14 protein-coding genes are annotated in these 19,148 nt (G+C 57.8%); 5 read left to right on the top strand and 9 right to left on the bottom strand.

Translation table 11 applies throughout. The annotated features are described in order from the left end of the window. Positions 1 to 54: 54 nt before the first annotated feature. The 4 genes from HBN61_RS17165 to HBN61_RS17155 form a co-directional block, all read right to left on the bottom strand. A complete protein-coding gene (locus HBN61_RS17165) occupies positions 55 to 2,946 on the bottom strand; it encodes an RHS repeat domain-containing protein (protein ID WP_262498790.1) in 2,892 nt (963 codons plus the stop codon). An 85-nt stretch (positions 2,947 to 3,031) separates the two neighbouring features. Continuing rightward, entirely contained in the window at positions 3,032 to 5,833 is a 2,802-nt protein-coding gene (locus tag HBN61_RS17160) for an RHS repeat-associated core domain-containing protein (protein ID WP_262498789.1), read from the bottom strand. Continuing rightward, positions 5,751 to 6,011: a hypothetical protein gene (locus HBN61_RS22695; protein WP_262498788.1), complete on the bottom strand. Its 261-nt coding sequence runs from the start codon at positions 6,009 to 6,011 to the stop codon at positions 5,751 to 5,753. The genes HBN61_RS17160 and HBN61_RS22695 overlap by 83 nt, the downstream gene beginning before the upstream one ends. Positions 6,012 to 6,242: 231 nt before the next feature. Next, positions 6,243 to 6,578: an RcnB family protein gene (locus HBN61_RS17155; RefSeq protein WP_170047324.1), complete on the bottom strand. Its 336-nt coding sequence runs from the start codon at positions 6,576 to 6,578 to the stop codon at positions 6,243 to 6,245. 239 nt (positions 6,579 to 6,817) lie between these two features. Between HBN61_RS17155 and HBN61_RS17150 the strand changes: the two genes are divergently transcribed. From HBN61_RS17150 to HBN61_RS17140, 3 genes are all read left to right on the top strand, one after another. After that, complete coding sequence (locus HBN61_RS17150; RefSeq protein WP_170047335.1) at positions 6,818 to 7,255, top strand: DUF4225 domain-containing protein; 438 nt, start codon at positions 6,818 to 6,820, stop codon at positions 7,253 to 7,255. An 833-nt stretch (positions 7,256 to 8,088) separates the two neighbouring features. After that, positions 8,089 to 9,255, top strand: coding sequence for an acetyltransferase domain-containing protein (locus tag HBN61_RS17145; protein ID WP_170047322.1), 1,167 nt, complete (start codon positions 8,089 to 8,091; stop codon positions 9,253 to 9,255). Between the two features lie 54 nt (positions 9,256 to 9,309). Continuing rightward, a complete protein-coding gene (locus HBN61_RS17140) occupies positions 9,310 to 10,662 on the top strand; it encodes an OprD family porin (RefSeq protein WP_170047320.1) in 1,353 nt (450 codons plus the stop codon). A gap of 50 nt (positions 10,663 to 10,712) precedes the next feature. On the opposite strand, the gene HBN61_RS17135 is transcribed toward HBN61_RS17140, so the two are convergent. Continuing rightward, entirely contained in the window at positions 10,713 to 11,207 is a 495-nt protein-coding gene (locus tag HBN61_RS17135; RefSeq protein ID WP_170047318.1) for a copper chaperone PCu(A)C, read from the bottom strand. Positions 11,208 to 11,234: 27 nt separating this feature from the next. Next, positions 11,235 to 11,840 carry an SCO family protein gene (locus tag HBN61_RS17130; protein WP_094993555.1) on the bottom strand — a complete coding sequence of 202 codons (606 nt, stop codon included), beginning with the start codon at positions 11,838 to 11,840 and terminating at the stop codon, positions 11,235 to 11,237. A 368-nt stretch (positions 11,841 to 12,208) separates the two neighbouring features. Here HBN61_RS17130 and HBN61_RS17125 point away from each other — a divergent pair, with 368 nt between their 5' ends. Beyond that, positions 12,209 to 13,735, top strand: coding sequence for an ArnT family glycosyltransferase (locus HBN61_RS17125; protein ID WP_170047316.1), 1,527 nt, complete (start codon positions 12,209 to 12,211; stop codon positions 13,733 to 13,735). A gap of 36 nt (positions 13,736 to 13,771) precedes the next feature. Here HBN61_RS17125 and HBN61_RS17120 read toward each other — a convergent pair whose 3' ends face one another. Beyond that, positions 13,772 to 16,249 carry a UvrD-helicase domain-containing protein gene (locus tag HBN61_RS17120; protein WP_170047314.1) on the bottom strand — a complete coding sequence of 826 codons (2,478 nt, stop codon included), beginning with the start codon at positions 16,247 to 16,249 and terminating at the stop codon, positions 13,772 to 13,774. 269 nt (positions 16,250 to 16,518) lie between these two features. On the opposite strand from HBN61_RS17120, the gene HBN61_RS17115 reads away from it, so the two are divergent. Beyond that, positions 16,519 to 17,214: a pirin family protein gene (locus HBN61_RS17115; RefSeq protein ID WP_094993551.1), complete on the top strand. Its 696-nt coding sequence runs from the start codon at positions 16,519 to 16,521 to the stop codon at positions 17,212 to 17,214. 63 nt (positions 17,215 to 17,277) lie between these two features. Here HBN61_RS17115 and HBN61_RS17110 read toward each other — a convergent pair whose 3' ends face one another. Together HBN61_RS17110 and punC are read right to left on the bottom strand one after the other, a co-directional pair. Continuing rightward, positions 17,278 to 17,814 (bottom strand): hypothetical protein, encoded by a 537-nt coding sequence (locus HBN61_RS17110; RefSeq protein WP_094993550.1) that lies wholly within the window; start codon positions 17,812 to 17,814, stop codon positions 17,278 to 17,280. A 57-nt stretch (positions 17,815 to 17,871) separates the two neighbouring features. Continuing rightward, positions 17,872 to 19,056, bottom strand: coding sequence for a purine nucleoside transporter PunC (gene punC, locus HBN61_RS17105; RefSeq protein WP_170047312.1), 1,185 nt, complete (start codon positions 19,054 to 19,056; stop codon positions 17,872 to 17,874). Positions 19,057 to 19,148: the final 92 nt, after the last annotated feature.

Below are 19,148 nucleotides of genomic sequence, written 5' to 3'. Positions count from 1 at the left end.
CGGATGCTCAGGCCTTGCACATGCGTTGGCGCGACGCATGTGCAAGGCACTGGCTTAGTGCGGGTCGCGAATACCGGCAATCCGGTAACGGCGATCACCCAGATGCTCAAACATCAGTCGGTACGCGCCTCGTCTGCGGCTGCCCTGATAGCCATGTATATCGGCGGACCAGAGCAAATCAGCGTGCTGATGCCAATTCACGGCGCGGAATCGCCCTTCCAGAACATGGCTGATGGTCAGCGCAATACTGGTCCCTTCAGGCCCCTGAAGCGCAGATGCCACCGCGGTCTCATCGACACTGATCGGCGGCGCTGCTTGAACAGGTGCTGGCCTGGCCGTGACAGGCGGCTGGCGACGTGCAGCGTGGGATTTTTTTGCCGTCGGTAGCCGGCTTAAGGCGCCTGCCGCAGGGACATCAGGCGTTGTGACGGCGTGTTGAACTGTTGGCGCAGCAACAGATGGCAGGTGACGACTGCGAAGCAAAATACTGTGTACCCCCATTTTTCGCGATTCACGCGAGGGCGGACGCCCTGTATCGACGAGACCCTTTATCGCGCCAATGGCGCTGGCAGGCCCCACATAGCCATAAATCTCGCCCCCGCTCGTGGTTTGCGCTCCCAGCGAGATACCCACTTCCTCATGCAGTGGGGCCAGCTTGCTGTAGACAAAATTGAACATCTTGACTGTTTCAGTGGCGCTCAGGTGCTGCGCTTGGGTGAACTCCAAAACCTTGGCCGTCACGGCTTGCGTAAACACGTAGAGGTCCTCCTCAGAGTGAGGTTGCTGTGAAAGACGTTCGCCTCTGAGCGCCAGCGCCAGCAGCGACGTCATCAACATGGCCCCGAGTGCGGCACCGAGGAGCGGAGCATTGTGCAGGTGCCCAATGGCTGCTCCCAACAAGGCAACCACCACGATATAAAAACCAAACGCGACGCGTCGTTCGGGCGACAAACCCTCAGCCTGCAGGCCTTGCCGGTCTATGTGGCTCATGGGGTTGTTCAGCAGCATGGCGTAGAGGTTCAAACCGTCGACAATTCCCGCAGGGTCAGGGTTGATCCACCGCAGCATCCAGGGCGCGTAATAACGCATGCCGTAATAGTAAAGACCCGTAGCATCTCGCTCCTTGCCGCCGTAGCGCAGGGTTTTGAACGTGGCTTCAAGGGCGCTTTTTGCCGCCCACCATGCCGTGGCGCCAAAGGGATAGAACCCTTCCTGGCTGAGCAAGGCGGCCTGTTCGTCCAGTTCCAGCACGCCGCTGCCCAGATGGTCTGACAGGCTGAAGCGGATTTGTTCATCCCTCACCGCGTCAGGTAAGCCGTGCTCCCATTTAAGGGCTCTGACGTGGGTGTGACCGGCTTGCACAGCCGCCACCCATAACTGCTCGCCGGTGACGTGATTCCACTGCAGCTCCAGGCCAGGCAAATAGCGAACTTCGCTGAGGTGCATGACGCCCTTGGCCAGACTTGCCCTGCGTTTGAGGGCACGCGCTGCCTGCCCGTCGTAGGCGTAAAATTCCTCATCATTGCCTGCGTTATCACGGCTGATCAGCGTCACGCGCTGTAACTGGTTGCGCACATTCCAGTCCATACCCTGACCGCGCACGAGCATCGTCAGGTTACCGCAAGGGTCGAACACCTCTCCCTGGGCAGCGCTCGCCATCAACTGGCTTCGATTGCTGCCAGGGGCTACCCGCATCCGCTGGGAATAACCTTGGCCGGATGAGGGGATATGCTGCATGTGCAACAGGTTCGCGCCTGCGTCGTAGTGATAATGACGCGTGTAATTGCGCCATCGGAGGTGATCTGCGCCCATCAGCATCACATCAGGCAGCAAGCGCCCTCCTGTCGGCCGCGTACTCTCACGCCCGGTGGCTTTGACCAACTGATACAAGGTGTCGTAGCTGTAGGTATTCAACGCCTGAATGCGTGAGTTGTGGGTCCAGGTCGTCGGTTGCGCGCTGTCGAGGATGCTCACGACATTCCCTACCCGGTCGTAGGTGTAGGCAAGATCCTGTAACGGCGTGCGGTGTAAGCCAGGGCGGTGCGCCGTCAAATGCTGCAAGCGGCCATCCGCCTCCGAGTAGGACGCCACCATCAGCACGCCATTTCCCGCCCGCTCGGTTGTCACTTGGCCTGCGGCGTTATAGGTCCGCTGATCCATTAAGACCGCGTGCTTGCCACTGGCCATGTGTAATTCAATCTGTGTTTGCTCTCCCGCGATACCGTACCCATAACGTTGACGATTACCGTGGGCATCGACCAGTTCGAGCAAGTCGCCCTGTGCGTTGTACTGCCATTGAGTGGAATAGGTGCGGGTTTCCAGTAGCTCACTGCGTTGAGTCACGTCCTGCGGCCAATTGACCGCATCAGGGAAGCGCGCAAAGCAGCGGGTTTGACGCGTCGAGGCGCCCGACAAGGCGTAGCCCTCATACAGAACCACGCCTGCCGGGTCGTCGTGCCGCACCAGACGACCACACAGATTGTGACCGTTCTTCCCGGTCCGGGCATTGGCATAAGTGAAACGTTCAGTGCAGCGAGGGTTTGGGTCGTCGCTGCGTTGTTCGTGAATGGCGGTAAGCCGGGATTGATTGTCGTACTCAAACCGTTGATGGCTGCCACGGCCATCCCAGGTGTTGAGTGGCTGGCGTGCGGTGCCAAATAGGGTGACGCGCCAGCCGCTGTCCACACTGTCGCTGCGCACAGAGTGCCCTGACAGGCTCGTGAGGTGGCGCAGATTGGGCTGCGCATCACTGTTACTCACTCGCAGTGCTTGCAAGCGCGGATCCCACTGCCGGGTCAGAAACCCGGTGGAGCCATACATGGATTGGTGAATGCGGGCCTCGGGAGGTTGTTGCACCGTCAGCCGATGGTAATTGACTGTACGTACGCTCAAACCTCTGGGGTCCAGCGCCGTCAATGACGGCGTGTATTGATGCAGATGTGCCATGGTTGCCGACCTGTTTAATGCCTTAGAGCAAAAAGGCTATTACTCAGGTCGGGCTGGCAGGTGGTCATATAGTAGTGCGGGTGACTCAAGCGGCTGACGGCCGCCAAAGCCGGCCAATATTCCCGAACCCGGCGCGGGCGGTTTGCAACAGTAAACCCCGCACTTCGGTCAGTGCTGACACCACGCCGCGTGCCACGCTGACCCAGGTGCGCGCCCTTGCGCTCTGGGCGGCTGGGGACGCGCCGGTCACCGCGCCAGCCACGGCCTCGATGCCGACCCCGACCCAATACGTCCAGGTCTGATTGAACATTCTGCTGATACCGCCGTGCAGCGTATCCATGGCCGGCGGCAGTTGCAGCGTCTGCTGGTGAACGTCATGGCGAACCGTTCGGTGACCACTGCGCAGTAAGGTCCCTGCTGCGGCATCGTAGGCCTCAATCAGCGGGCCGATATTGGGGGTGATCGGGCCCGGCACATGGGCGGCGTACATCGCGTTGGGCACAGTCGCCACGGCATAGGCGGCAGAGGCCAGCAGCGTTCTGGGCACTCTGGCGGTCAACGGCGTTTGCCCCCAGGAAGCCGTGTCTCCCAAGCCGCGTAACACTTGCTGCACGATCTCTCTGGAAAACGCGCGAATGTGTCCCCCCAGACGCATACGGGCAACCGGGTCCCACCCCAGCTCGGTCTCTGACACTTCGGTGAGGCCCTGCATCATAAAGCCTCGGTCAGCAGCGGCGGCCACGGCGAAACCGATCAGCGGGCTCCAGCGCCAGATGTTGCCCAGCAGGCCGCTGCTCATGTGCATCATGGCCAGCGCATCAAGCGCGGCCACGGTATTTCGCAAGGCAGTGTTCAGTGCCGCGGTTGGCTGTCGCCCCTCGAACAGCGCAACGTCGAGCCCGGCGCTCAAGGCGTTGCTGATGTAGGTCGCCAACGCGTCTCGAATAGCAGCCGAGCCTGCCAGTTGCACACGCGATCTGATCCGGCTCGCCATGTGCGTGGTAATGCCGCGCAACGTGGCAAACCGGGCCTTGGGCGGCTGCACAGGGTTGCTTTGTAACCCGTCGGCATCGACACGATTGATCGGGTTGCCTCGTGCGAAGGCATAGCGATTGAGCCCATCAACGTCGCCTGCGGGGTCTGCACTGATCCAGCGCATCAACCAGGGGGCGTAGTAACGCAAACCAAAGGCGTAAAGACCGCTGGCATCGCGCTCTTTGCCCGAGAAACGCACGGTCTTATACGTCGCCTCTATTGCCGTGGGAGTCGCCCACCAGGCAGTCCCGCCGTACGGGTAGTAGTGCTCCTGACTGAGCAGGCGTTGATCCTGATCCAGTTCCAGCGTGTGGTTACCCTGGTAATCGGCCAGGCTATAACGCACTTGCCCGTCCTGCATGCCAGTGGGTCGACCCTGTTCCCATTGCAAGATGCGCACGTTGATGAACGCGTTATTGACGACCAACACATTCAGCCATTCGCCGGTCGCCGTATCGCGTCGGATCTCCAGCCCCGGAAGATAGCGGACCTCACTCAGGTGCACGGCGTTATGTGCCCTGGAGCGGCGAGCCTTGTACACGCGTTGACCGTTACCGTCATAGCGGTAGATCTCATCATCGTTATCAGCGTCAACGCGCACGATGTGAGTTACGCCCAGAAGTTGATCGCGTGCATTCCAGTGCAGGGATTGCCCCCGCTCAAGGGCCAGTTGATTGCCTTTGTGATCAAACCCCCTGCCCCGGCCGGGCCGCTTGACCACACCTGTGACCTGGGCCACGCCATGATTACTGGTGTTCGACAGGTTCAGGTGCCGGGTGTAACCGCTGCCTTGAGTGGGGGTATGGCGCAAGCTGATGAGATTACCGGATGCGTCGTAGCGGTAATGCTGATGGTAGCCCCGGCGCCGTTGGGCACTGCCTTGGGCAAAATCCTCTTGCGGCGGGAGCGTCGCTCCCCCTGTATGCCTCGCATGCTCGCGGCCGGTCGCTTCGATCAGTTGATAGAGCGTGTCGTACGCATAGTGGGAGGAGGCCTCTATGTGCGTGTTGTCCGACCATTCAACCGGCTGTGCCCCATCGCTGACACCCACGATCAGGCCCGTTCGATCATAGGTGTAGGTCAAATCTTGAAGAACTGTACGAGGGTGGCGGCTGCGCTGGGTTTTACACCGCAACAAACGCTCATCCATCGGATCGTACGTCCAGGTGCTGCGCGCGCCATTGCCTGCCTGCTCGGTTTCAACGTTGCCACTGGCCGTGTAACGACGCTCTTGCAGCAGCAAGCGTTGCTGGCCTTGATTGAAGCGAACGGCCATCGACGACAACCTGCCGTCGATGCCGTACCGGGGCAGTTGAACATTGCCCTTGGCATCGTGCTGAGCCAGTAATTGGCCCAGCGCGCCATATCGCCATTGGGTCATGTAAGGAAGGGCTTCTAAGGCAGCATGGGGTAACGCCGGGGGCGGGGCATGGATCGGCGCCTGTGATAAACCTTCAATAAACCGCCGAGCTTGAGCGACAACGTTAGCGTTGATGTCGTAACGCTCGAACGTCAGGACACCTGACGGGTCCTCGTGCTGCCATACACGCCCGCAGCGATTGAGGGCGGCATCGCCAGCATTGGCGCCGGCATAACTGAAGCGCTCCGTACACCGGCGCGGGCCAGGACTGGGCCCTTGCTCAAACACTGCTTTGAGGCGCATCAAGTCGTCATACTCATGGCTATGGCGTATGCCCGATGCGTCCCAGGTATCGAGGATCAGATTGCCTGCGCTTCTCCAGATGATGCAGTGCCCGCTGTCGACATTGTCAGTGCCGTAACACGCGTGCGCTGAGCGTAAATTGCGTACGCTGATTGGGCTCAGTGGAAGGAACACGTTGTCGGCGCTCATACAGACGCGGGTCCCATTGCTCCTGTAAAAAACCGGTAGCGCTGTACACCTGACGCGTGATGCGCGCCTCGGCTGTCTGTTCGGGTGAGCGCCGATGGTACGCCACCTCGCGCACCGTCAACCCCCGTGGATCTTGAGCGCCTAGTGTTGGCGTGTGGTGATGCAAGCGTTGAGGCATGATTACGGTCCTGACTGCAGATTGAATAAAAAGTCTACAAAGCAGGCCTTCTACTCATGCCGTAGCCGGGTCTCGCATCGTCATCAAAATGCGCATCCCCCTAAATTCACCCTTTTCATCGGCCTATCAGCGAATGCCCCTACGCGTGCATCCGAGAACGTTAACGTTCACCGCACTGCAGGCGCCAGAGAGCGGGCCGCTGTCTACAGCGGCCCGCTTGCGGGGGGGGGGTTACTGACTGACAACAGTGCCTTTAAGCGTACGGATTTGCTCGATCACCGAATTGGTGCGGTTAACCAGCACGTAGTGATCACTGAATTGCACCCATTGCGAATTTTCGCTGGGTTGCGGCAAGCTTTTGGCTTTCCAGTTCTTGATGGCGCTTTCTTCACGGGTGTACTGATCGGGTGCCTTGTCCCCGCTGGTGTAGCAGGTGTGGTGATCCATGGACTTGGCCAGTATCGCGTTGTGCTTGCAATCACTGGCGTTGTCGTCTGCGGCCTGCGCTGCATAGGGCATTGCACATAAAAAACCGGCAATGAGTGATGCAGAAATAATGTTTCGCATGATTGACCTCTTTAAGACGCAATGGACCGATTTTGAAACCTGAGCACACGATTGAGCACCCTGGCTGTGGGAATAGACCGTATACGCGTGTGAGAGTGCCCTTCACCTCATGCCAATGCGTTTTTGCCTGACGCCTGTGCAGCGTCAAGCATGCTTTCCAGAAACATGGCCAGTCCGACTTCTTGCACGTTCAAGCCTTTGCGCACTCTGGGTAGTGGTACAGAAAGGCTTTTTAAGCGCTGATACTTTGGTTTCGCGACCTACCCACAAACAGACCAGGCCAGGTTGTTCGCGAAGCCGCAGTAGGTACGCTATGTCTCGTAGCAGGTGTGCCATTGATGGCCCATGGTGCTAATAACATTTATGAAAACGGGCGCAATCTTTTAGTGGATCGATCTGATACAGAAGGTCCCGTCAGGAAGGGTTATCAAGCAATAACAAAGTCGGCGGGCTATGAAGACCGCGAGGGGAATTTAGCCTACAGTTCCGTTGACTTAGGCCTGTCTGTCTATGGCCTTACTCGACACTTATTAAAGCCAGGTGCCTGGCGTTTATTTAGATATGTCAGAACGGACTATGTGCGCTCTTATAAGGAAATGGGGGTTGGCGCATGGGGCCTTGAAATACAGACTGATTTCCAAACAGGAAAGCAGATCTATCAAGAGGTCAAAAAATGATTATGTGGGTTTTTCCTGCGCTGGCCGTGTGCGGCATTTTTTTTGCCTACTGTCTAAAAATACATTTTTCAGGGAGTGACTTAAGTAAAAGTAAGCTTTTTTTCTGCTTGATCTTTAATGGCTTCTTTGTCGTGCCCTATATAGAGATTATTGAAAATAATTATTTTCCATTTTTAGGGTGTCGACCCGACATCATGTCAGAACGCCCATTTATCGGCTGGGTGGCTTTTGGTTGCATTTTCATTCATTCCTTTTCACTGCCTGTTAAGCGGAACGTTAAATGGTTGTTTTCAAGGACGTGAACTCACACCGTATCAATACCCATTAAGGAAGATTTTCATAGACGCGTCCTGGTTATCCTCACTGGATTACGCAGTGGCTACAGCTCATCTCGTGCGACTATCACTGCATTGCTGAACAGACCGCGCACTAGGGTCTGTACGAAATGTTTTCGAGCGAAGGTTAGGCAAGGCGAAAACTGGCGAGGAAGCGGAGTTTACGGGGTGTAAATGAGCATTCCGAGCCTGTTTTCAACGCGGCATAACCGAGCGCAGATACATTTCGTACAGAGCCTAAGGCTTCCAGAACTTCCCTGGGCATCGTCATGCACAGTTGCCTCCTGACAAGGCGTAAATCGCCATTGGTGGGATGCGTCCTTTCACGGGTGTCAGCGCAAATCCACACGTCCTTATAAACCGCAGGCAACCCGAGGGTATTCATGCGGCACAAGACCGCGGAGGGTGTTCAACCAAGCAGTGGATGTTATAAGGTAACCATTGATGCAGGTATTAACCTGCTGCCATTCCGACTAATCCTTGCTTGCGATCCTTTCAATGCCCCACTCGTCCCCTGTTGCGCCGCCCCAGTCACAACGCTTGCTGTCCATCGACGCCCTGCGCGGTCTGGTGATTCTGTTCATGCTGCTGGACCATGTGCGTGAAACGTTCTTCCTGCACCGCCAAGTGGCCGATCCGATGGCGATCGACAGCACCGACCCCGCACTTTTTATCAGCCGCACCCTCGCCCACCTCTGCGCACCGGTCTTTGTGTTGCTGACGGGGCTGTCGGCCTGGTTGTACGGGGAGAAATACCACGGTAAAGCCGATGTTGCGGCGTTTCTGTTCAAGCGTGGTCTGTTTCTGGTGGTACTTGAATTCACGCTGGTCAACTTCGCCTGGACCTTTCAACTCCCGCCCACTGTGATCTACATGCAAGTGATTTGGGCCATTGGCGTGAGCATGATCGCGCTCTCGGTGCTGGTCTGGCTGCCCCGCCCTGCACTGTTTGCAGCAGCGCTGGTGATTGTGGCCGGGCACAACTTGCTGGACAGCCTTCATTTCCCTCAAGGGTCATTTCTGCATGTGCCGTGGGCGATCCTGCATGACCGAGGCTGGATCGACTTCTCGGGCAGCCTGCGCCTGCGCACGTCGTACCCCGTGTTGCCGTGGATCGGTTTGATTGCGCTGGGTTACTGCATCGGCCCATGGTTTTCGCGTGGCGCCTCAGCCCACGAGCGTCCACGCAATTTGTTGCGCGCTGGCGTGGGGTGCTTACTGGGTTTCCTCGTCCTGCGCCTGTTCAATGGCTATGGCGAAGCACCCTGGGTCCATTACGAGCAGCTGTCACACAGCGTCATGAGCTTTTTCAATATCACCAAATACCCGCCTTCGTTGCTGTTCCTGACGCTGACCCTCGGTGTTGGGTTGCTGCTGTTGCTGGCCTTTGAACGCGCGCAACAAAGCCGCTGGATCAGCACGCTGGCGGTGTTTGGCGCGGCGCCGATGTTTTTTTACCTGCTGCACCTGTACGTGCTTAAAGTGCTGTACTTGCTCAGCAGTGCCGTGTTCGGGCTCAATCAGGGTGCATGGTTCGGGTTCGATCACATCAGTGCCATCTGGCTGACCGCCATCGCACTGACCGTCGCACTGTATTGGCCGGTGCGCTGGTTTGCAGGGCTCAAGGCACGTCGCCGCGACATCACCTGGCTCAAGTATTTTTGAGGGCGCGAAGAGCCTGCGCGTGAGCACCCTTTGAACGGTTTATGGATAAATGACATGCAACGTAATTCAGTGCTACGCAACCGATCAGCGTGGCTGATTGCACTGGTCAGCCCTTTGGCTATGGCCGAGTCGGCCCAATCGCAAAGCCAGGGGGTTATCGAGGACAGCACCTGGAGCGCGGTTAACCGCACGGTTTATGACAGCCGCGAATACCGGCATGGCGCGCGCAACAGCGGTTCACGTAATGCCTACAAATCCCGGTATGCGCGTAATGGCTATGCCGAGGAATGGGCCTACGGGCTGATGAGCTCCCTGCAATCGGGATTCACCCAAGGGCTGATAGGTGTCGGCGTCGATGCTCACGCGTACCTGGGGGTCAAACTCGACAGTGGCGGCGGACGTGCGGGTAAAGCCCGCTTGCTGGGGCTGGATAACGAAGGCTATCCCAAGAACGACTTTAGTCGCGGCGGGGCCGCGTTGAAGCTGCGCCTGTCCAATACCGTCGTGTCATGGGGCGAACAGCGGGTCAAAACGCCGGTGTTCAGCTCTTCAGACAGCCGCCTGCTGCCCGAAACAGCAACCGGGGTGTTTCTCAGCAGCAGTGAATGGGAGAACGTGAGGATGGTCGGCGGGCATTTCACTGAAAGTACCGACCGTAATGCCAGCAGTCATCATCAGGGGTTCGTGGTCAATTACTCCAATGCGATCAAGGGCAATGCATTCGACCTCGCCGGGGTGGTCTATACCCCTAGCAAACAAGTGAGCACCAGCGTGTATACCTCGCGCTATGAGGACACCTGGAACCAGCAGTACATGGGGGTTATCGTCAGCCAGCCCCTCGATGAACAGCGCGCACTGGCGTTCAATTTCAATCTGTACCGCACGACCGACACAGGCAAAGCCCTGTCCGGCGCCCTGGACAACACCACCTGGAGCCTGCTGTCCAGCTACTCAAATGGGGCGCACCGCTTCAGCCTCGGGTATCAAAAGGTGCATGGCGATACACCGTTTGACTATGTGACCCGCGGCGCGATCTTTATCACCAATGCTGTGCAATTATCTGACTTCAATGCGCCGAATGAGCAGTCCTGGCAACTGCGCTACGACCTGGACATGTCGCCGTGGCACCTGCCGGGCCTGATGCTCAGCGCTGCGTATGTTCGGGGCAGCGACATTGACGGCAGCCACTTCGACCCGCGTGGCGGTTACGCCTATCTGGGCTATGGCAAAGACGGGAAACACTGGGAGCGGGATCTTGAGGCGCGCTATGTGGTGCAGAGCGGCGTCGCCAAAGGCGCAGTGGTGTCACTGCGCCATAACGTACACCGCGGTAACACCGCGCAAGCAGAACTGGATACGGATCAGATCCGCCTGGCCCTCGAGTATCCCCTCAGCGGGCGTTTCTGAAGCTTCACGGGCAACAACCGCACGCTGTCATCGCCCGACCGAGCCGTCTATCAGTGCATGTTGCCGTGGTCATGCATGGCGTCGTGACCGTGCATGCCCTTGTGGTTCATCGGCATGCTATTCAATGCCCGGGCTTTGGCCTGCACCTCAATGGACGCTTTGGTGCCCTGTGTATCTTCAACCGTCAGCGTGAGCGGAACGGTATCGCCTTCTTTGATTTGACCTTTCAGGTCAATGAGCATGACGTGATAGGCCTCGGGCTCGAGCGCCACGGTCTGGCCAGCTGGCAAGTTAATGGCCTCCACCGGGCCCATGCTCATCACGTCGCCATTCATGCTCATCTGGTGGATCTGCACGGTCTTGGCGACGGGGGACGTGACGGCCAGCAGCTTGCTGTCTGTCGTCGAGGTGATGCGCATAAACGCACCGCTTGACGGCTGCCCCGGCACGGTGGCGCGCACCCACGCATCATCCACAGTGGTTTGGGCCGAGACATGCAGGCTCATGCCCAGCAACGACAACATCAGGTACTTGACGGGTTTCATAGTGTTGGCTCTCAAAGATGCGTTGAATCAGCAGACGGACATCACGGTAAGCAAATCTTCGGTGCACTGCTTGGCCGACAACGAAGGTGAAAGCCCCAGGCGCAGCACGCCCCGTGAGTCAAAGACAAAACTGGTGGCGGTGTGCGACAGCGTGTAAGTAGCGCCGCTCGGCACCTTCTCGTAGAAGACTTTGAACTCCTTGGCCGTGGCGGCTGTTTCTTCCAGCGTGCCGGACAACGCCATGAAGGTCGGGTCGAAGGCCTTGACGTAGGCATCCAGCACCGCCGGGGTATCACGCTCAGGGTCCAGGGTGATGAACACCACCTGCAGCCGGTCGCCGTCCGGGCCCATCATCTTCTTGATTTGCGCCGCCCGCGCCAGTGCGGTAGGGCACACGGCCGGGCACTGGGTGAAACCGAAGAAAATCATCGGCATCATGCCGCGAAAGCTGCCCAGCATCACGTCGTTGCCTTGAGCATCGTGGAGCTTGAACTTGCGCCCCAGAATCTCGTTGCTTAAATCCTTACCGTACTTGTACGACAAGCCACTGCCGGGGTCGCATCCGGCAAGTACGCCCAGACTGAGCAAGCCCAGGCCCTGAACAACACGGCGGCGAGTCAGTAAATCATTCATGTGAAGGTTCCTTTGGCGCACGACAGATCACCGATTCAAACCACGAACCGGTGAAATTCGGCGTTTTGGCGTTACAACAGAGGATCGATATCAGGGTGACGAGTTTCATGGGCGCAGAATTTACCACTCTCAGCCCTCGGGAGCACGTGGCGTTAGACAAGAGGTGGCAATGCAATGGCATTGATGCCTGCCGGACGCACATTTTTTTCACGTCAATTTCATACCCGGCACGCCATTGTGCGCGCAGCCCGGGAGGACGTTCATGCAACCGATTCAGCGATGCGTCAGGTTCTGCCGTTTAGCATCGATCGCGGCCAAACGACGCACCTGTCAGCGGCGATTTTCATCAGGATTGAGTCCGGACTGCGATGAACCACAGCAAACACACGTTTCAGGCCTTAACACCCCTGTTGCTACTGCTGGTGACGACCGCATTACTGCTGTTGCTGGGGCTAGGTGCGCGCGAACTCTGGGGCCCTGAAACCCGCTGGGCCACTATCGCTTTGCAAATGCTACAAAGCGGCGACTACCTTGATCCCTACCTCAAGGGCACGCCTTACTACGATAAGCCATTGCCCTCTTACTGGCTGATCACGGCCACTGCGGGCGTACTGGGGCGCCTGGATCACTGGGCGTTGCGTCTGCCTGCAGTGATTGCCGCCTGGTCAAGCGTGTGGTTGCTGTATTTGATCGGTGAACGCCTGTTCCGCAAAGGCACAGGGCTGATTGCCGGCTGGATGCTGGCCACAACCTTTTATTTTCTGTTTTGGGCACGCGTGGCCACAGCCGACATCCTCACCGTCTGTGGGGTGCTGGCTGCTGTGTGGTGGTATTGGCGCGCACCCGATGACACGCGCTTGAGCCGTTACTGCGTATTTTTTTTGTTGCTGGCCCTGACGTCGCTGTTCAAGGGGCTGATTGGCTTCATCTTGCCGGGGCTGCTGTTATTGCCGCATCTACTGGGCGAGCAACGCTGGAAGCGCCATTTCAATCTGCGCTTGTGTGCCGCCCTGTTGCCGGCCGCGGCCATGTACATGCTGCCGTTCATGCTTTCTCACCTGTATGGCGCGCCGACCTACGGCGAAAGCGGCCTGGGGCTCGTTCTGCGGGAAAATGTGGTGCGTTTTTTCCAGCCTTTCGACAACGTTGGACCGATTTATACCTACCTGATTTATTTGCCGGTCTACACCTTGCCCTGGGCACCCTTCTGGATGATCGGCGCGTGGGTGGCCGTGCGCCACTGGCGGCAGATTGAACCCGAAGCCCGCTGGCTGGTGGCAGGTCTGGGCTTGCTGTTTCTGTTCTTCACGGCCAGCGGCAGCCGCCGCAGTTATTACGTGTTACCGCTGGTGCCCTTCGCACAGCTGCTGGCCGCCTGGTGGGTGACCCGCAGGCTGGCGCATGGCAAGGGCCAATGGCGGCGCTGGGGCATGGCGTTTGCAGGCACGTCTATCCTCATGCTGGCCGTGCTGGGCGTGGTTTACCCGTGGACTAACAGCGGGGGTGGGATCATGCAGTTTGGCGCTGATGTCAAAACAGCGGCAAGTTACCAAGCCCCCTGGGAGAAATGGCGCATGGTGATGATCGACGTCGACAACAAACTGCCCTTGTATGTGCAGAACGATGGTGCGCCGTTCTATTTCATTGGGGGCGCGGCGGATTACCCCCACGACGGCAGCAGCGCTGATTTCATGGCCTGGCTCGACCACTCCAGCGGCCAGCACTTTGACCCCAGACGCACCCTGATTTTCGTTCAGCACGGTCATGGCAAACCCCTGCCGCTGAGCTTCTTACAGGCCGACCATCAAACCGTTACGAGCCAGCCCAACATGGGGCAGCGACTGCTTCATCAGCACGGCGATGAAAGCGTGGCGTACGTGCCTGTGTCGCCTTGAGTCAGCATGGCACGTTGCCCGGCAGCGGGTTAAGACTCAACGCGAAGCGTCAACGCCAAGCCCTCGCAGATCTTCAAAGAATGCCTTGCCCTTGGGCACTCGATCAGAGGCTTTGGGGATCGCCGGCCCTTGCGCCTCCTTACCCTCCACGTACCAGTAACAATGCGTGATCGCCCGTGTAATACCGACGTAAGCCAAGCGCAGCACTTCATCTTTTTGCGCGGTGTCGTAGGCCTCGGGGTCGCCTTCATTGCCCAGGCCCGCCATGCGGTAGACCTGATTTTTGTAGGGCGATGAGGTCAGGTGCTGACAGTCTCCAAGCAGAAACACAGCATCGGCTTGCAAGCCTTTTGCGCTATGGAACGTCAATTGTCTCAGCCTGCGCGCTTCAGGTGGCAATCTAGAATCCACATTAACAATCGACTGAATATCCTTTTCAATCAGTGCCTTATCGCTGCTTTTTCGAAACAGCATTAATACCCGATCACCTGCGTTGTAATGCTCGGTCAATTTCGCCACCAAAGCGGCATCGTCCCTGTCCAGTACTTGGACGGGGACCAGCGGTTTAGCTTCGCCACAGGCCTTGGCCCGTTTACCCGGTATGGAAGGCGCGGCACGGACGATATGTTCTGCGGCATCAATGATGTGCTGCTGGCTACGGAAGTTGTCACTGAGCATGACCCGCGTCGTGGACGGCGAGACAAACGTTTTGTCGAAGGCCATGAAGTATGTGGGCGAACTGCCCCGCCAGCCGTAGATCGATTGCCAGTCATCGCCCACACACAACAAGGAAGAGCGTTGCGCAGCCCGCCCCACATGCATGGCGGGGCCACGGCTGCGAATTTCGCGCAGGCTGGCGCGCAACCACGAAACGATTTGCGGCGAGACATCCTGAAACTCATCGATCATCACGTGCGACAACGGGCGCAACTGCTCGTGGCTGAGCAGTTTGAAATTCTGCGCGGTGTGCTCCCCGAACAATGAAAACATGCGGTTGTAGGTCATGACCGGAGGCGTTTGTGCCAGCAGATGGCTTTCGAGCGCGCGCCAGAACAGGCTCAGCGCCTCGAAGAAAAAGCGGTCAGGGTCGTCTTTGGCAAACCGCATGTCGCCCACGGCAGATGCGACGTCCAGCCCCAGGTTCTCGATAAAGCTGGCGGCGGTCACAAAACAGTCAAGGAGCGGCGCCGGACTCAGTTCACCCTTGAGCTTGTATTCAACGCCTGGCCCGGCGCTGGTGTCCCCGGACAACGTGGATAATACGCGTCTGGATTGATCGTAAGATTCGAGCCATATCAAGGGCTTATCGCAGAAAGCTCGAAACAGCGTTCGCTTGACTGCCCATTCTGCACGCACGCTCAATTTGGCATTGGGCCTGCTAATCTGAGGATTTTCACGGGGATCGAAACCCAGCACCACCCACGCATCCAGTTGCGCAATGTAACCGTGGCAATGGAACGTCGAACCGTTGATGGTTACTGTTTCACGGCTCGGCTCGATGCCTTGAATCGGCCAGGCACCGGCGGCAAACCACAAGTCTTCGAGGGTGTCGCACAGTTCCTCATCACGCTTGGCCGCCAATTCTGTCACCGCCATGCGTTTTTGCACGTCCGGATGATCCCGCTCCAGTTCTTTGAGCTGCAACGCATGCCGGCACAACACGCCCATCGTCTCGCGAAAACGCTCATTTTGGCTGTACAGGCCGTGATAGCAGGCATTCAGCTGTTGGCGTTGAGCATCATTGATACGCAAATCAAACGGGTTGCTGTCGGCGTCATCATCGCTAGTGCCTCGGTTGCTGAGGGTTTCGAAGGCCTGCAGCTGCGCGTAACCCGGCAGGCTGCGCACCATCGGCAAGATCCGCGAGTGGAAGGTGCGCACCACGTCCCGGGCTTCCTTGAGGCTAAGCGTGCGCCCCCATAAGGCGAAGATTTCCTGCAGTTTGGCGATGAAATCCTTGCGCGATTCGCGGGTGAAAGTCACCACCGTCATGGAGCTCAATTCAAAACCGAGGTAGTGACTGAGCAGCAAAATGCGCAGTACCAGCGACGTCGATTTGCCCGCCCCGGCGCCTGCCACCACGGATGTGGAAGGTGTGTCGCTGAAGATCATCTTCCACTGCGCCGCGCTGGGCTGTGCAGAGGCCGATAGCCGCGCCGAGACATCGGCTTTGATCTGCTTTTTCAGTTCCGCGCCCAACGGCAGCCGCCTGTCATCGAACAGGTTGTCATCGATGCCCGGGGCACGCAGCACGTGCGAGCGGGTGTCATTGATAAACAGCACCTGACGGCCTTCTTCCAACCCGTCTGAATGCCCCTCTTCATAGCCGTAATCCACACCGGCACTGTGCCCGCTGCGAAAACCGTCCGCCTGCCCCTGCAGCCAGGACGCAGCATGTTGGGCGCGCAAGTGACTTAAACCGCTGCCAAACAGGCGTGCTGCCAGACGCTTGAGCAGCGGCAGTTGAGTAACCGGGGAAAGGGGTTCGGGCAAATCTGATGTGTGTTGCGGCACGCTGACTCCAGGGTGTGAGGCTGTCCGGGCGGATGGGCTATGTTCGCTCCATTGCGCCGGGAGTTCTAGTAATTGCTTGAGCATCAGCTGTTTAGCAGCCGTTTCGACCATCAAGGTTGAAGATTGCGCGTCGATAAGTATCGATTTAATTGATTGGTTTTACGTACTTTTTAAACTTTTTATCGATGATTCAGAGGCGCACACTTTCTCCATTCTCATTCGGGACACCGTTCATTCCCCCCCCGACTGACCAGAACAGGAGAGGCATCATGCTTGAACTCAGACCCTTCAACACCTTGGGCGGCGCTCACCACGGCTGGTTGGATGCGCACCACCACTTTTCGTTCGCCGAGTACTACGACCCGCAGCGTATGGGATGGGGCAATCTACGGGTATGGAATGACGACATCATTGCGCCCGGTACCGGTTTCCCGAAACACCCCCATCGCGACATGGAGATCATCACGTATGTGCGTGAAGGGGCCATCAGCCACGAAGACAACCTGGGTAATAAAGGCCGTACTGAAGCGGGCGATGTACAGGTCATGAGCGCCGGCACCGGTATAGCCCACAGCGAATACAACCTGGAGTCGACAGCAACAAAGATTTTCCAGATCTGGATTATGCCGAATCAGGCCGGGGACCCGCCTTCATGGGGTGCCAAGCCGTTCCCTAAAGGCCAGCGTGAAGGCTTTGTGACATTGGCCAGCGGTAAGGACGGGGATCAGGAAAGTTTGCGCATTCGCGCCGACGCCCGATTGGTGGCGGCCAACCTGAAAGCAGGTGAAACCGCGGAGTATCAGCTCGATCAGGGGCGACGCGCCTATCTGGTTCCTGCCACCGGCCTGATTGAGGTCAACGGGTTGCAGGCCAGCGCTCGGGATGGTGTAGCGATCGTCGATGAGCGCGTGCTGCGGGTAACGGCACTCGAAGACAGTGAGATTGTGCTGGTCGATGTGGCCTGAACAGGGTTACTCACAGGCCGTATTCCCACCCGGAACTACGGCCTCTTCTGCGCGCGCGGTGTATCAGGTCAAAGGGTTATCAATCTGGATATACAGTGAGAAGGCCCCTAGCACCATCCAGAAGATGGCAAACAGCCACGGGGAACGCACTGAAAACATCAATGATTTCTTGTACCCCTTGTGGGTGGATTCCATTTCGCAGAACAGCGGCGACTCGTCGTACGCCATCCCCATTTGCGGTTCACTGCTCAGCAGCTCACTTTGCTTGAAATGCCAATGGTCAATGATGTCGTACGCTGCGCGAATGCCCGGCCAGGCATTCAATGAAATCATCAGCCCCAGCACAGCCAGTAGCGGCGGCACGGTCAGGGTGAAAAACTTGCCCCACTCCGGGTTCAGGTTGGCCATGCACGATGCAAATGCAATCACCAGAAATGACTGGGCGGCCAGATAGGCGTCCGTTCGATGGGACAGGATGCTGGTTTCGTACTGTATTTCACGCCGGTAAAAATCCAGCCGGTCCTTGGGTGATCCGAACATTTTCGCATCATGTTCGGAATGCACCTGTTCAGGGGTTTCAGGGGTAATGATCTGGGTCATCCAACACGCTCACAGTGCAACTCGATGAGGTTTGGATGCCCCCGTTCGCGACAAAGTTCAGCGCGTTGCAAGACGTTCGGCAGTGGCCCTGCGGCGTTGGATCAGGTAACCGAGCACCGCCACGGGCGCCGAAGCCAGCATCACCTCCACCGTAATGTCCAGCGGGTGACTGATGTACGCCGATACCACCAGGCTACCGAGAAAGCACAACCCCAACTGCAGGGTGTTTTGTAGCGCTGCGGCCTTGCCGGAGTTTTCCGAAAATGGAAGCAGTGCATTGGCCACCACAATCGGGTAACTCGCGCCGTTCACCAGTGCCATCAGGCAAAACGGAATCAGCAATGTGGCCAATGTGGGTTGAGTCTGTGTCGCCACCACGTACAGCCCTACCATGCTTGCGCAGTAAGCCAACAGCAGCCATGGCAGCAAAGTGCGGCCTTTGATGTGTTGCAACGCGCTGCGGCAACTGTAGCCGCCGATCAAAAAGGCCAGCGTCGGGAAGGCGTAACTCAGGCCAATGTCATTCGGGCTGTAGCCCATGTCGCCCAAAATGAAAGGCGATGCCGTCAGCCAGGCAAAGAAACTCGCGGAACAGGCTGCAAATATCATCACGTTGCCGCTAAACGTTGATGAGCTGAGCAGTTGCCAGTAACTCACGCGCACGATGTTGTGTTGCTCAAGGCGCGGGCACACTTTCTCTTTAAGCAATAACGTGGGCAGCAACAGCATCACGGCGATGCCAAACAGAACAGTGAAGATCGCCTGCCAGCCCAAGTGATTAAGTACCAGCGCGCCCAATAAGGGCGCCAGCGCCGGAGACAAGCCCATCAACGGCATGATGCCTGCGAATACGCGGTTGGCTTTGTCGGCCGGGTAGCGGTCGATCACCAGTGCTTGCCAGGTAACCGCCGCGGCGCAGATGCCGATGGCCTGAATAAAGCGCAGGCTTAGCAGCCACACAGCATCGTTGACCCAAAGCATGCCCAGACAGCCCAGGGCAAACATCGTCAGCCCGGCCAGTAACACGGGTTTTCGTCCCAGCCGGTCCGACAAAGGCCCCCACAACAATTGGCCCACGGCAAAACCGGCGAGAAAAATACTTAAACTGGCGCCGACAGCGCCTGCGGACAATTGCAGTTCAGCGCGCAATGTGCCGAATGCCGGCAGGTACATGTCCATGGCCAGATAACCCAGCATGCTGAGCCCGGCCAGATAAAGCGTGAATCCCAACGAGTTTTTCATGTGCACCTAATACTTCCCATCAAACAATTTGTTGACTGGCGCGCATTATCCGGCTGAGGATCTGCTTGTGAAGCGATAATATTTTCTATTTG

It is taken from the genome of Pseudomonas sp. WS 5071 (genome assembly GCF_012985765.1).
Taxonomy (GTDB): domain Bacteria; phylum Pseudomonadota; class Gammaproteobacteria; order Pseudomonadales; family Pseudomonadaceae; genus Aquipseudomonas; species Aquipseudomonas lundensis_A.
This window is presented reverse-complemented; position numbering and strand designations above follow the sequence as displayed.